At 41.4% G+C, this 13,545-nt stretch carries 14 protein-coding genes; 9 read left to right on the top strand and 5 right to left on the bottom strand.

Annotated features, from left to right (window positions below; all coding sequences use genetic code 11):
* Window positions 1-147: 147 nt before the first annotated feature.
* From DU53_RS03060 to DU53_RS03030, 8 genes are all read left to right on the top strand, one after another.
* Entirely contained in the window at window positions 148-1,353 is a 1,206-nt protein-coding gene (locus DU53_RS03060; RefSeq protein ID WP_063727404.1) for an acetyl-CoA C-acetyltransferase, read from the top strand.
* 72 nt (window positions 1,354-1,425) lie between these two features.
* A complete protein-coding gene (locus tag DU53_RS03055; protein WP_063727403.1) occupies window positions 1,426-2,079 on the top strand; it encodes a CoA transferase subunit A in 654 nt (217 codons plus the stop codon).
* A complete protein-coding gene (locus tag DU53_RS03050; RefSeq protein WP_063727436.1) occupies window positions 2,079-2,735 on the top strand; it encodes a 3-oxoacid CoA-transferase subunit B in 657 nt (218 codons plus the stop codon). The genes DU53_RS03055 and DU53_RS03050 overlap by 1 nt, the downstream gene beginning before the upstream one ends.
* A gap of 173 nt (window positions 2,736-2,908) precedes the next feature.
* Window positions 2,909-3,418, top strand: a complete 510-nt coding sequence (locus DU53_RS11840) for a hypothetical protein (protein ID WP_082853780.1) — start codon at window positions 2,909-2,911, stop codon at window positions 3,416-3,418.
* A complete protein-coding gene (locus DU53_RS11835) occupies window positions 3,369-4,178 on the top strand; it encodes an L-serine ammonia-lyase, iron-sulfur-dependent, subunit alpha (RefSeq protein ID WP_082853779.1) in 810 nt (269 codons plus the stop codon). The genes DU53_RS11840 and DU53_RS11835 overlap by 50 nt, the downstream gene beginning before the upstream one ends.
* Before the next feature lie 18 nt (window positions 4,179-4,196).
* The gene (locus DU53_RS03040) at window positions 4,197-5,039 is read left to right on the top strand and encodes an ATP-dependent Clp protease proteolytic subunit (RefSeq protein WP_012745094.1); all 843 of its coding nucleotides are present in this window, start codon (window positions 4,197-4,199) and stop codon (window positions 5,037-5,039) included.
* A gap of 188 nt (window positions 5,040-5,227) precedes the next feature.
* Window positions 5,228-6,637, top strand: a complete 1,410-nt coding sequence (locus DU53_RS03035; protein ID WP_012745093.1) for a diguanylate cyclase — start codon at window positions 5,228-5,230, stop codon at window positions 6,635-6,637.
* 17 nt (window positions 6,638-6,654) lie between these two features.
* Window positions 6,655-6,864: a chemotaxis protein CheB gene (locus DU53_RS03030; RefSeq protein WP_161484738.1), complete on the top strand. Its 210-nt coding sequence runs from the start codon at window positions 6,655-6,657 to the stop codon at window positions 6,862-6,864.
* Here DU53_RS03030 and DU53_RS03025 read toward each other — a convergent pair.
* On the bottom strand, window positions 6,854-7,453 hold the full coding sequence (locus DU53_RS03025) for a hypothetical protein (RefSeq protein WP_063727399.1): 600 nt from the start codon (window positions 7,451-7,453) through the stop codon (window positions 6,854-6,856). The genes DU53_RS03030 and DU53_RS03025 overlap by 11 nt on opposite strands.
* Before the next feature lie 192 nt (window positions 7,454-7,645).
* On the opposite strand from DU53_RS03025, the gene DU53_RS03020 reads away from it, so the two are divergent.
* Window positions 7,646-9,298 carry an HD domain-containing phosphohydrolase gene (locus DU53_RS03020; RefSeq protein ID WP_063727397.1) on the top strand — a complete coding sequence of 551 codons (1,653 nt, stop codon included), beginning with the start codon at window positions 7,646-7,648 and terminating at the stop codon, window positions 9,296-9,298.
* 50 nt (window positions 9,299-9,348) lie between these two features.
* Here DU53_RS03020 and DU53_RS03015 read toward each other — a convergent pair whose 3' ends face one another.
* From DU53_RS03015 to DU53_RS03000, 4 genes are all read right to left on the bottom strand, one after another.
* Entirely contained in the window at window positions 9,349-10,653 is a 1,305-nt protein-coding gene (locus tag DU53_RS03015) for a hypothetical protein (protein ID WP_012745090.1), read from the bottom strand.
* Between the two features lie 120 nt (window positions 10,654-10,773).
* On the bottom strand, window positions 10,774-11,808 hold the full coding sequence (locus DU53_RS03010; protein ID WP_012745089.1) for a M42 family metallopeptidase: 1,035 nt from the start codon (window positions 11,806-11,808) through the stop codon (window positions 10,774-10,776).
* Window positions 11,809-11,825: 17 nt separating this feature from the next.
* Entirely contained in the window at window positions 11,826-12,782 is a 957-nt protein-coding gene (locus DU53_RS03005) for a SufD family Fe-S cluster assembly protein (protein WP_012745088.1), read from the bottom strand.
* Entirely contained in the window at window positions 12,779-13,519 is a 741-nt protein-coding gene (locus DU53_RS03000; protein ID WP_063727395.1) for an ABC transporter ATP-binding protein, read from the bottom strand. Before DU53_RS03000 ends, DU53_RS03005 begins: the two co-directional genes overlap by 4 nt.
* Window positions 13,520-13,545 lie beyond the last annotated feature (26 nt).

Raw genomic sequence — 13,545 nt, 5'->3', positions numbered from 1 at the left:
ATTCGGTAACAAAAACCTGTTTTTTCAAGATTTACACAATTAACGGTTTCTCATTCCGTAAACCTGATTTTGTCATGTACAAAAACGCCCTGATAGAATAAATTGAATAAAACTTTTCAAGTATCTATAACAAATGGAGGGGTACACGTGAAAAGAAGAGTTTTTATTGTTGGAGCTAAAAGAACGGCTATTGGTGTATTCGGTGGAAGCCTTAAGAGTATTTCTGCACCAAAACTTGGTTCTATAGCGATTAAGGCGGCTATCGACCAGGCCGGTGTTGAACCTTCAGATATTAATGAAGTTATCGTTGGTAATGTTCTTATGGCAGGTCAGGGTATGGGTCCGGCCAGACAGTCTTCTATTTATGCGGGAATTCCTGTGGAAGTTCCAGCTTACACAGTTCATATGGTTTGTGGGAGCGGTATGAAGTCTATCATTATTGGTGCTAAAGATATCGCTTATGGTGAGGCCGATCTTGTGGTAGCAGGCGGTATGGAAAACATGTCTCAGGCACCGTATCTGGTCGATTATAAGGCGAGGTTTGGAGCTAAATTTGGCGATATGAAGATGACTGACCACATGGTGTTTGACGGTCTTACTGATATTTTTAACCAGGTTCACATGGGTATAACCGCCGAAGAAATCGCTTCCCGGTTCGAAATATCTCGTGAAGAACAGGATGAATATGCCCTTGAAAGCCAGAATTGCGCTCGTGCGGCAATTGCTGCAGGGAAATTCAAAGACGAGATAGTACCCGTTGAGGTTGTTGAGAAAAAACAGACCAGGATTTTTGATACCGACGAAGGTCCCAGAGAAACCAGCATTGAAAAACTTGCAAGGTTAAGACCTGCTTTCAAGAAAGATGGAACAGTAACCGCTGGAAATTCCTCTACCATTAACGATGGAGCCAGTGCAGTTATTCTCGCAAGCGAGGATTACGTAAAAGCTCACGGTTTGAAACCTCTGGCGGAAGTTATTGCCTGGGGACAGGGTGGAGTCGATCCGATGGTTATGGGGCTTGGGCCGGTTCCCGCAACCGATAATGCCCTCAAATATGCAGGTCTAAAGTTCACAGATATCGATCTTATCGAGGCAAATGAAGCTTTTGCTGTGCAAACACTCGGGGTTATCCGTAAATGGAATGAAATGTATGGAGTCAGCAAAGATTATGTAATTGAAAGAGCAAACGTCAATGGAGGTGCCATAGCTCTTGGACACCCGATAGGTTGTAGTGGAAACAGAATAGTTGTGACCTTGCTTTACGAAATGATGAAACGCGGAGTTGAACTCGGCCTTGCCACGCTGTGTATTGGTGGTGGAATGGGAACAGCCATTATTATAAAGAGAATCTGAGTTAGTCCGTTGTTCCTGATAAGGATCTAAGTAGTCCTAACCATGACTTGGAATCCGAAGGGAGGATCTAAGGTGAAGGTCATCAAAAGTAAGGAAGTGGTTGATTTAATTCCAGAGGGTGCGACTGTGATGATAGGGGGATTTCTTGGTTGCGGCAGTCCGGAAACTTTGATAGATGAAATAATCAAAGCGAAAAAGGGTGGTCTTACCGTTATAGCCAACGATACAGCGTTTCCAGACAAAGGAATCGGAAAACTCATCGTTAACAAGCTTGTGAAAAAGGTTATTGCTTCGCATATCGGCACAAACCCTGAAACCCAGCGGCAAATGATAGAAAAGGAATTGGAAGTAGAACTCATCCCACAGGGGACGCTTGCAGAAAGAGTTCGCGCCGGTGGAGTTGGACTGGGGGGCATTTTAACTCCAACCGGTGTCGGAACGGTTGTGGAAGAAGGCAAACAGATCATCGAACTCGATGGCAAAAAGTATCTGCTCGAGCTTCCACTTAGGGCGGATGTTGCGCTTATAAAGGCAAAAAAAGCTGATTATTTTGGCAATCTCGTTTTCTCTCTCACGGCTAAAAATTTCAATCCTCTCATGGTAATGGCAGGGGGTGTTGTCATAGTGGAAGTGGAGGAAGTTGTTCCTGTAGGTGCTATTCCGCCTGATGAAGTGCACATCCCTGGGGTACTTGTAGATTATATTGTCGTTGGGGGGTGTAAATGATGAATCCTAAGGAATTAATAGCAAGGCGTGTGGCACTTGAATTGAAAGATGGAAATCTCGCTAATCTTGGTATAGGCATTCCAACACTGGTTGCGAATTATATTCCTGAAGGAATACAGGTTTTTTTCCAATCTGAGAACGGAATTATTGGGATGGGGCCCGTTCCAGAACCGGGTATGGAAAACCAAGATCTTACCGACGCGGGCGGACAATACGTAACAGCCCTCCCCGGGGCTATGACTTTCGATAGTGCAATGTCTTTTGGGCTTATACGGGGAGGTCATCTTGACGTGACTGTCCTTGGTGCTCTCCAAGTAGATGAAAAGGGTATGCTCGCCAACTGGATGATTCCTGGCAAAATGGTTCCCGGTATGGGGGGAGCAATGGATCTCGTTACCGGGGCCAAACGTGTTATCGTCGCTATGACACACACAGCTAAAGGAAGGCCAAAATTGGTTAAGAGATGCATTCTGCCGTTAACTTCCGTTAGACCCGTCGATCTTGTGGTAACGGATCTAGCAGTTATCGAACCTACAGAAGATGGACTGTTATTGAAAGAAGTTGCTCCCGGTGTTACAGTTGATCAGGTGCTTGAACAGACAGAGGCAAAATTGATCATTCCGGATAACGTCAGTGAGATGCCAATAAAAGTTTAAACGCGTCAAGAATGAAAAGGGGCCTCCAGGCCCTTTTTTATTATATAGGCTTTCACTGAAAGAAAAGTTCATTTTAACCTGGTTCTACGTGTTAGAATGATACCAAAGTCGGGTTTCTTATAGATAGATGACGCTAATCCATAAAAACAGAAAGTATAGAGGGGAGAATAACGGTGATCAGATTGACACAGTATTTACAGTCTGGTGTAAAGCCTGCTCTAGGATGTACGGAACCCGGTGCGATAGCCTTTGCTGTTTCAAGAGCTTGTAAAGATTTGCCTGAAGATGAGATTTTGGAGAGCATAGAAGTTAAGACCAGCATAAACATTTATAAGAATGGAATGTATGTGGTAATCCCGGGAACTAATGGAGCAAGGGGAAACAAGATTGCCGCGGCACTTGGGGCTATTTGTGGTGATCCTTCATTGAAGCTCCGAGCGTTGAAATCATGCAATGATAGTCATATAGAAAAAGCGAAAAGAATGATAGCTTCAGGTAAAGTGAAGCTATCATGTCTCAGGGATAAACCCGGAGTTTATATAGACGTAACGGTTAAAACAAGGAATCATGCTGCAAGGTGTGTTATAGACGGCGATCACACCGCTATCTCTCTGGTTGCAAGAGATGGTGTGATTGTTTTCAAAGGTTCACAAAGGGAACGGGAAGAGCCGGTTTTTTTTTGAAGGGGAAAAATTTCCAATAGATGAAATAATAGAGACTGTCGAACGCATAGACGCCAAGGATGTAGATTTTATATTCGAAGGAGTAAAAATGAACCTCGAAATAGCCACGTATTCTATGAATGAGGGAATATCACTGTGCAAGCCAGTTAAAGAAAACAACAATTCAGAGGAAGAGCTTGCTATAAGGATAAAACGCTTCTGTGCAGCGGCTTCATATGCAAGAATGGCTGGGGTTCCATTGCCAGTAATGAGCAGTGGAGGAAGCGGCAACCAAGGAATAGTTACGATATTGCCTGTCGCAATTACCGGGAAATCGTATGGGAAGACTCGAGAAGAAATCGCCAAAGCCATTGCATTGAGTCATCTGGTTTTAGGGTATATTAAAAGCAGGCTAGGGAAGGTTACTCCGACTTGCGGCGCGGCAAATGCGGCGGGTCCGTCGGCTGCGGCGGGAATTGTGTATATGCTCAACGGCTCAACAGAGCAGATCTCTCAAGCAATGAGCACTGTTTTCTCGAGCACCCTTGGAATGATCTGTGACGGTGCGAAAGAAGCCTGTGCTTACAAAGTGGGTTTTTCAGGTGAAGTAGCGTATAATTCAGCTATGCTCGCTCTGGATAAATCTTGTGTCGCTGGTCCTCAGGGTGTTGTTGGTAAAACCATTGAGGAAACAATAGAAAATATTAGAGAGATCAGTACAAGAACAGCGTTAGAATTGGAAAATACTATAATCGATATTTTAGAGAAGTATAACAAATAGCGAAAGGAGGATGAAAGAATGTTCGATCCAGCAACATTTATATTTCAGCTCTTTTGGATGATACTGATATTCTCAATGTTCATTCCATTTATGAGATCAGCATCAGTCAAAAGTTCCCGGGAAGCATTGCTGAGAAGTATTGAAAAGAAAAGAGGTAGCAGGGTAATAACCCTCATTCATCGCCAGGAGGCCGTTAACTTTTTCGGTTTGAGTATGAGAAGATTTATAGACATCGAAGATTCAGAAGAGGTTCTTAGGGCCATTAAAATGACCCCCGACGATATGCCGATTGATTTTATAATTCACACCCCTGGAGGTTTAGTGCTTGCTGCTGAACAGATAGCCAGAGCATTAAAAAAGCACAAGGGAAAGGTCACCGTTTTCGTTCCTCATTATGCTATGTCTGGTGGAACACTTATAGCCATAGCAGCTGATGAGATAGTAATGGATGAAAACGCTGTTCTTGGTCCGCTCGATCCTCAGATTGGACAGTATCCAGCAGCTTCAATCCTCAATGTTGTCAAGGAGAAGGACATAAATAAAGTTGACGACCAAACACTGATTCTGGCAGATATTTCGAAGAAAGCGATAGCCCAGATGAAGGAATTTGTTACGGAACTTTTGAAGGATAAATTCGGGTTTGAAAAAGCTCAGGAGCTTGCTGATAAACTTTGTTCAGGATACTGGACACATGATTATCCCCTTACCGTAGAAGAGGTTAAAAAATTCGGGTTGAATGTTAGCACGGAAGTACCGGATGAGATATACACCCTCATGAACCTTTATAAACAAACCGAGCAAAGAAGACCGTCGGTGCAGTATATACCCATCTCTTACAGGAAGTCTGAGCGTGAAAAATGATCCAAAAGAAATGATAGTAGAGATTTGTGATACTGCGGCGCTAGAGTTAAAGTGAGTTAAACTTACCTTAATAGAGGCGATGTTTTTAATACTGGTTAATTGAGGAATCAGAGCTTAGTTGATATACGATGTTTGCTGGGAAGGGGGATTCTTTTAGAGTAATGAGAATACGAAAGTGAGGAAAGTTTATGGATAAAGTGTTAGTGGTTGATGACAGTGATACTTGGAGAACTTTGCTGGAAAAAGTACTGATAGAATACGGGTTTACTGTTGAAACTGCAGCCGATGGAATAGACGGTCTTAATAAGTTTTTTGATTTTCTTCCAGATGTGGTAATAACTGACTACGTTATGCCCAGGATGAATGGAGTACATCTTTGCCGGCTAATAAGAAGCTATACCAGCTTTAAGAATGTTGGTATCCTAATTTTAACCGGAGCGGATGAGGCGATAAATGATTTTTGGGCCAAAAAGAGTGGTGCAAATAAATTCCTGAAGAAATCAGGAGATGTGGAATCGATCACAAAAGAGATTCTTAACTTTTTGAAAGGGAATTATATTTCGGGTTGGTCAAAAGAGGTATATAAAACCCGCACTGAACCATTTGGCGAACTTGTGGATGTAATAGAAGAAACCCTGAAAACCGAGGTCATAAATAAAGAACTTCTTTCGCTGGTTCAGTACGTGGATGATGAAGAATACATGATGAGAAAACTAAAAAGCTTGATCCTTGACTTTGTACGCGCTGATGGATTGTGTATTTTATTAATCTCTTCAAGTATAGGAAGAGTATATTCCTTTGGATTTTATTCTGATACTACGCCTCATGAATATGTTAAAAGCAATTTATTGAGGGCTATGGAAAAACCTGTTACTCCATCTGAGTGGCTTTTGAAGTTTGATTCGGATGCTTCAGAAGATGGATTTGATACGAATAATGTCAAAAATTTTGTCATATCATTTGGAGATCAGGAATTGGGTGTTATGTCTTTCAAAAGGCCGCGGAACGCAGAAAGCCTTTATTATTTCATGGATAGCATAGGAGAGACGCTTGGAATAATTGCAAAAACCGTAAACAATTTTTGTGATCAAAGAATTGCTACGGAAATCGACTTTCTAACTTCCCTTTTCAATCGAAAAGCTACACTTAGTCGTTTGAAGGAGTACATAGAGCTGGCAAAGAGAAGAATGCTTTCCTTAACTGTAGCTATGCTGGACGTAGATGACTTCAAGGAAATCAACGATACTTATGGGCATCTCTTTGGAGATACGGTTCTGAAGGAGATAGGAAAGATTTTCAGAAATTCTATGAGAAAAAGTGATATTGTGGGTAGATATGGCGGGGAAGAATTTTTGATAATTTTTCCGGGCATAAAAGCAGCAGAGGCAGTTGAAGCTCTTGAAAGAGTTCTTGATGAATTGAGAAACTACGATTGGAGAGCGGTAACGGGCAAGCCGATAAAGGTAACTGTCAGCGCGGGAGTCGCCGAATTTTCCGATGATACGACTTTGAGGGAACTGGTAAATAAGGCTGATAACGAGCTCTACAAAGCTAAACGTTCTGGAAAAGATAGAATAAGTGTCTACAGGGAGAATTAGGAGATAGACGTGCGGTGATGATCAGGGTTCTTGTGGGTGACGATCGAGCGAATGCAATTGTAAAAATCAAAAACCCCGGAGGTTATACCATTACTGAGTCTGAAGATACAGATATCATTTATGGAATGCTAGCAAAAGTTATTGAGCGCGAATGTGCCTCCATTGTTCTCCCATCTTACAGCGTTGTTGAGAAGATAATCAAAAAGGTTGGTGTCATCAGGAAATAGGAAGATCTTGAGAAAACATTTTCAGATAATCTGAAAAGCAATTAGTACAGCAATGGTCACTGAGACAAGTATTGCTACAATGGATAGCCAGAAAGATGTTGATACTCTCTGTTTCGATTTTTTGCAGGGATTCTTTGAGCTGATCAATTGATGAATTGAGTTGATCAACCTGTGAAACGAGTGCATCAATTCTGGTGAGAGCCGTGGAAACCTCTTTGTTAAAGCTTTCCTGATCACCTTTAAAACTCGATAAGTTATTGGAAAGACCTAATAATTGGGTTTTCAATTGCTGTAGCTCGGTTTGCAGTTTTTCGAGATTTTCTTTTAAGTTCATTCCCGCACTAACCGATTCTGTCAGAAGATCCATGAGCTGTAGATTTATTCTGTTCAACTCTTCCTCTAATGCTGCTTTACGTGCCAAAAGTTCTTCAGGTGTCGTAGCTTTTTCTTCTCCCACAACTGTAGCAGTTGCAACCTCCTCTTCAACAGATGGAACAGTAACTTCAGTAGCACTGGTAGTTTCTGATACTTCGGCAAGTAGAATTGAAGAAAGAATAACAAAAATGACGATAAAAATATTCCTCAGCATTTGCAACACCTCCGCGGAATGTTTAGTCAATAAAAAAATAAGAACGGAATTTAATTGACTACAGAGATATTGTATTATTAAAATCCAAATTGGACAAGGTTTTTTGTGAGTCTTTCTCAGACTTTATAACAGCTTTGAATGATATAATTAAGCAAGAAATTAACTGTTCAACCGCAGATTCTGGAGGTTTTTATGAAAAAGGACGTTGAGGAGTTACTTTTAGGTTTAGAAATTTCTGAGAAAAGTATTCCTAAAATATGTGAGATTCTTAAAAAGATTGAAGATAAAAAAGAGCGAGATTACCTTGACGCTTTGAAAAAACTTTGTACCACTGCAGAGGGAAGGGATACTCTCAGTAGCTATGATTTAGAATGGTTTAGAAAACTTGCTGCTTTCAATGCGAAACGTGGAAAGTTGACAAGAGCCTATGATATTGTGAAGAGAGTTATGGAAATAGCCGAAAAGTTTCCTGAAAACAGCCGGGAGAAGATTTCTTTCAGGCTTTTTTATATGATGATCAGTTACGAGCTCAATAAAAGAACGGAGGTCATAAAACAGGCGAAGGAATTACTCGGCATAGAAAAGTTTGTACCGGAGGACCTCAGAGCTACGTATTATAATGATCTTGGTCTGGTGGCATCTTATTTTGAAATCGGAGAAGACCCTGTTGAACTTCTTGAAAAGGCAATGAAGTACCCGGAAGATTTTGCCGGTTCATTGCTTGCTCCCTACAACCTTACGGAGTATTACTATTATCGTGGTGACTTTGAAAAAGCGCTTAACCTTGTTACCTCTCTTAAAAAGAAGGCCTTTGACTATCTTCTTTCCAAATGTGCTGTTATGGAGTTAAAATGTTTTCTTGCTCTCTCTGAGATAGAAAAAGCTGAGAATGTCGTTAAAGAACTCGAAAAAATGAACTCTGAGAATCCTGAGCGTTTGGATATGGGAATATCTCTGGTCTTTCTCGGTTATTACTATGTTAGTCGGGGAGATATTGACAAAGCCGAAGAGTATGTTCGGTGGATAGATCGCATACTGGAGAGAGAATACACTCCTTATCTCTATGGAGAGAGTCAGGCGCTAAAAGCTGAGATCCTTAACGCTCAAGGAGAGAGCTTTAAGGCGATAGAGGTAATGATAGAAGCTTTCGAAATACTTCGGAAAGAGAAGATATTATCTCCCCACGTTAGAAAATATCTTAAATCCGCTTTGTTCAGACTATGGGACATTTTCAAGAAATTGGTAAATGAGTTGAGACAAAGAGATGATTATACAGCCAGCCATACTCTCAGAGTTTCGTATTTTGCTTACTCGTTAGCGCGTCATATGAATTATTCTACAACCGATTTGTTCTATCTGATAATTGGCGGAATGCTTCACGATTATGGAAAGATTAAAGTTCCTCTTGAAATACTCAACAAGAAAGGAAAGCTTGACCCTGAAGAATTGAAAGCGATACGGAAGCACCCGGTTTATGGGGCAGAATTCCTTGAAGGGTTGAAATTTCCGGATTTAATACGCCACGTAGTTTTGATGCATCATGAGCGGATAGATGGCAAAGGATACCCACTTGGCCTGAAGAATGGGGAGATACCTGAAGTTGCTCAGATAGTGGCCATTGCCGACATTTTTGATGCTCTGACCACAGATAGGCCTTACAGGAAGGCGTTATCCAAAGAAGAGGCTGTAAAGTATCTATTGAGCCTTCGCGGGCAACTGGTTGAAGATCACTTGCTGAATAATTTTGCTAAGATGGCGGAGATGATCCAACCAAGGAACTATCGTATCGCTTTTGAAGAAATCTGGAGAGAAACGATAGAAGATTTGTTTGAAGTTGTAGAATGAAGACAGGGCTCCATATCATTGGAGCCCTGTCTTCTATATAGTATTAAAGATTAATCTTCGCTAGGATCGAGCCATGCTCCGGGCATTCTATCTGAGAGTGATTCGAACATTATGAGGTAATCGAAATCTTTGGCTGCGGGGTTGTAATTCACGATGAAGTGGGCTGCCATATTTCCTGCGAGAGGATATATAGCACCAAAGCTGAGTCTGGTGTTTTCGTTTAGAAGAGCGTTTTTCCAATTCTCGCCAAACAATTCAGCTACCGGGAAATTATCCTGGTAGTAACCAGCTTCAGCAAAGAATTCTGGAACTCCACCGAATTTGCCAAGGTTAACCTCAGGAATTCTTACCCGCAAATATCCTTTAACAACAGGAGAATTTGGCAGTGTATTGTAGCTATCCACGTTGACCTTGAGAATAAGCATATCACCTATTCCAACGTCACCTCTTATGAACCAGCCGAGAGCAGGAGTTGCTGCATCGGTGATTCTCGGAAGCCATGATTGACCTTCATACAGTTCCATCATTTTCTTGTATTCATAGTCTGCGTTGTAATAACCGGGTATGAAGTTTTCTGAATAGTAAACGAGCCCTCCCCTTATGCGCAGCAGATCGAGAATAGCAGCTCTGGCTCCAACACCAGCACCGAATCCAATATGACTGAAATCTTTGGTAGCGAGTATCGCTGTCTCAGCAGAAGGGATCAACCGTATAAGCTTCCAGTTAACTATCGGGAAATCGAGTGAAGCTGTCAATCCATAAGCAGGTATTTCACCACTGTCTGTTATAGCCGAATTTGATTCCCATACGAAGGTTGTATCCAGTTTGAGGTTCAGAGGAAGATCGAAGAAAACGCCTCCGAACCAGAGTGAAGAGGTCTTGTCGACTACAAACGGATTTAGTGAGACAATTTCAAATGGAACGTGTAAAGACAACCCGGGCTGGAAGAATTTAATGTTAGCGTCAAAAGCCCATGCTCTTGGTTTTGTGTAAGAATTGAGAAGAAGGCCTATACCTTTTGAGTAGAATCCCATTTTGCCATAGCGCAAATCTAGCAATTTGGTGCGGAGACTTACAGCGTAGATTGAGAACCCGTTGAGAACATTTGTAGATGGTGTGGCGTCCAGTGAAGGTTTACCAAAATACATCTGACCGCCTATCTCGGTTTGATACATGTCAAAGCCAAAATCCAGATCGATTCCAGGTATTATGTCTGTGACAGGATAATGGAACATGTAAACGAAATAGCTATCGGTAGCTCCAAGCGTTACTGTGCCAAAACTAAGTTCTGGGCCGAACGCAAAGAACAATGAAGTGGTAAGAAGGAGCAAACTCAAAACGATCACTTTTCTCATACTTTCACCTCCTGTTTTTGTAATGCTTCAATATAATTATACGCTGATAACTCAATTTTCCAAAAGAAAAAATCACGGTCTTTCAACCAAAAAAACACGGTGTTGTTGGTTAAACGTATTTTAGACTATTTTTTTGAGATATTTTTCAATCAATTTAATCGTATTCTTTAAACCATCGTAGTGAGTTCTCTCATATCCATGTGAAGCTTCAACACCTGGTCCTAAGAGGCCGTGAACAATGTCGTAACCTGCTCTGAGAGAAGCATCGGCATCAGAGCCGTAGAAGGGATAGATATCTACGCTGTAATTTACATCAGACTTTTTAGCAGTTTCAACTAGATTCCTTACCAATCGAGCGTCATAGGGTCCACCGGAATCTTTAGCACATATTGAAACCACGAATTCATTGGTAGAAAGGGTGCCACCAACAGCTCCCATATCAACGGATATCAGTTCTTCAACATCTTGGGGAATACCACTTGAAGCGCCGTGTCCAACCTCTTCATAGTTTGAAAAGAAAAGGTAGACTTTTCTGTTGAGCGAGAATTTTTTCTCGCTTAAGTCTTTTGCTACTGTCAATAGTATAGCTACGCCTGCTTTATCATCCAGATGGCGGCTCTTTATGAACCCTTTCTCGGTAACGACTATCCTCGGGTCAAAAGAAATGAAATCGCCCGGTTCGATACCGAGTTTTTCGAGGTCATCTCTGGTTTTCACTTTTTCATCGATCCGTACTTCCATATTTATAGGTTTTCTTTCTAGAGTTCTTGCGTTCTCAAACACATGAACAGATGGTGCGATAGTTTGAATCGTTCCCGTGTACTCTCTTCCATCTTTTGTATGAACCACACAGTTTTCACCCTCAACACTGTTCATCATATAGCCGCCTATGGGGGTGATTTCCAGTCTCCCATTTGACTTCAAGGATTTAACCATGGCACCGAGAGTATCGACATGTGCTGTGAAAGCGACTGGATTACCTTCACCGCCGAGGCACACGTAACATGCGCCTTTTTTCGTTAGTTTAGGTTCGAAACCAAGTGTTTCGAGTTCCTTGCGAACATATTCAATGGCCCTATGAGTGAAACCCGAAGGGCTGGGAATTTTGACAAGATCCACGAGTTTCTTGACAACGTATTTTTCTTTGTAATCCACTTTAGTCCCCCCTAAATCTATTTGAGCATTCCTCTAACAATCAGTTCCGTGGCTTCATCCTCTGTGAGGCCTTTTGACATAAGTGTTTCTAATTGTTTCACGTTGACTCTTCCTATTGAGGCTTCGTGAGTTAATTCAGCTTTTTCGTCTTTAACGTATAATTCCGGTATAGTTCCGACGTTTACGTTATCTCCTTTGACAACTTCCTTGCATTCTATGTGTCCTTTAGCAAAGGGAGCGTTCCCGAAAGCTCTGTTGATGATTTTTGCTCTGCTTCTGTCAGTTGCGAAAACTACCGTCTTTGCAATACCTGATGAGCTTTCTCCGTCCAGGTTAAGTTCCTCGATTATTTCGACTTCATCATCTTCTTTCTCGAAAACCTTAGATTCTAAAAAGGCACTTGCCTTTTTTTCAAGAACCACTTTCATCTGCACAAATAGCTTACCGACACGAGTTTTTGTTAAGTGAAATACATTTTCAAATAGCCCATTTTTTGCTACTCTGGTATTGTAGACAGCTTCGACCGTTACACCTCCGTCTGGACTATGAAAATGAGTGTCATTGTAAGACACTTTTGAATTCTCTCCTATCTCAGTATCTGCGATCATTTTATGTGTGAAGTTTGTGCCTTTTGGAAAGACGCAATGAGAGATAAAATCTACCTTTGCGTTTTTTCCGATCTTGGTGTGTATAAATACCCGCTGAGTTCCTTCAGGTTTGAGGTAACCAGTGCACAGATGTATCGGATTGTTGAGTTGAACGTTGTCTGCAACGTTTATCCAGAGTTCCACACCGTTTTCGAGTTCTTTTGCTTTTAGCTCAACTCCTGAGACTGTATTTCTCCCAATCACCTTGTCACCACTTACAATGATTGAGACAATATCCTTTCTTAGGAATTTTGACGCGTCTCCACCACTTTGCTCATAATATTTGGCAATAGTTTCAAATTCCTTTTCATATAGGTTCCCTTTCATCTTCCGACTCCCCTTTTCTCTTCCTCAACAGGTTGATTTGTGTGTGAACATTTATCACACAGCCTTTTGTAGAATGCTATTATTTCATCTGGGGTTCCGCTAGCAAGCATTCTACCGCCACACATGAGATAAGCCTCATCGGTCATCCGTGCTATTTCCTCACGGTGGGTTATTACCAACACTGTTGCACCATTGGACTTGAAATGGTTGAGGACGGCTTCTATCATATCTGTTGACATTATGTCTATTCCAGAGTCAGGTTCATCAAGTATAACAAGTTTTGGTTTGAGGATAAGTGCAGAAGCCAGTTCGATTCGTTTTCTTTCTCCGCCGCTTAGTGAAGAGTCAACAACCCTGTCGAGATAGGCTTCGGATAAGCCTACCAGATTCAATATCTTCAGGAGCTCCTTATTTGATAGTTTTAATTTTCCACCTAAAGTTAGATACTCTCTTGTTGTTATTCCTTCAAAACGAACAGGCTCCTGCCAGACCAAGGTGATGCCAAGTTTGGATCTTTCCGAAACGGAGAGATCATTGATTTTTTTTGAGTTGAATATAATATCGCCTTTGTGATCACGATAATTCTCCAGACCCATGATTATGTATGCCAGAGTGGATTTTCCAACACCATTGTTTCCAAGAATAGAGTACACTTTGTTATCTTCAAAAGCTACTGACATGTTTTTGATAATAACCCTATTCTCTCTTTCTAAAAAAACATTTTTCAACTCCAGCACCCTGATACCTCCAATCCATCTATCTT

Origin of the sequence: Kosmotoga sp. DU53 (genome assembly GCF_001639905.1) — a bacterium.
Classification (GTDB): domain Bacteria; phylum Thermotogota; class Thermotogae; order Petrotogales; family Kosmotogaceae; genus Kosmotoga; species Kosmotoga olearia.
Note: the sequence above shows the minus strand (reverse complement) of the source record. Positions and strands in the feature narration are given on the sequence as shown.

Bases quoted from the DNA above. Each gene is read 5' to 3' on its own strand.
- DU53_RS03050 (WP_063727436.1), top strand. From the start codon at position 2,079: ATGAATCCTAAGGAATTAATAGCAAGGCGTGTGGCACTTGAATTGAAA.
- DU53_RS03040 (WP_012745094.1), top strand. From the start codon at position 4,197: ATGTTCGATCCAGCAACATTTATATTTCAGCTCTTTTGGATGATACTG.
- DU53_RS03035 (WP_012745093.1), top strand. From the start codon at position 5,228: ATGGATAAAGTGTTAGTGGTTGATGACAGTGATACTTGGAGAACTTTG.
- DU53_RS03030 (WP_161484738.1), top strand. From the start codon at position 6,655: ATGATCAGGGTTCTTGTGGGTGACGATCGAGCGAATGCAATTGTAAAA.
- DU53_RS03025 (WP_063727399.1), bottom strand. From the start codon at position 7,453: ATGCTGAGGAATATTTTTATCGTCATTTTTGTTATTCTTTCTTCAATT.
- DU53_RS03020 (WP_063727397.1), top strand. From the start codon at position 7,646: ATGAAAAAGGACGTTGAGGAGTTACTTTTAGGTTTAGAAATTTCTGAG.
- DU53_RS03015 (WP_012745090.1), bottom strand. From the start codon at position 10,653: ATGAGAAAAGTGATCGTTTTGAGTTTGCTCCTTCTTACCACTTCATTG.
- DU53_RS03005 (WP_012745088.1), bottom strand. From the start codon at position 12,782: ATGAAAGGGAACCTATATGAAAAGGAATTTGAAACTATTGCCAAATAT.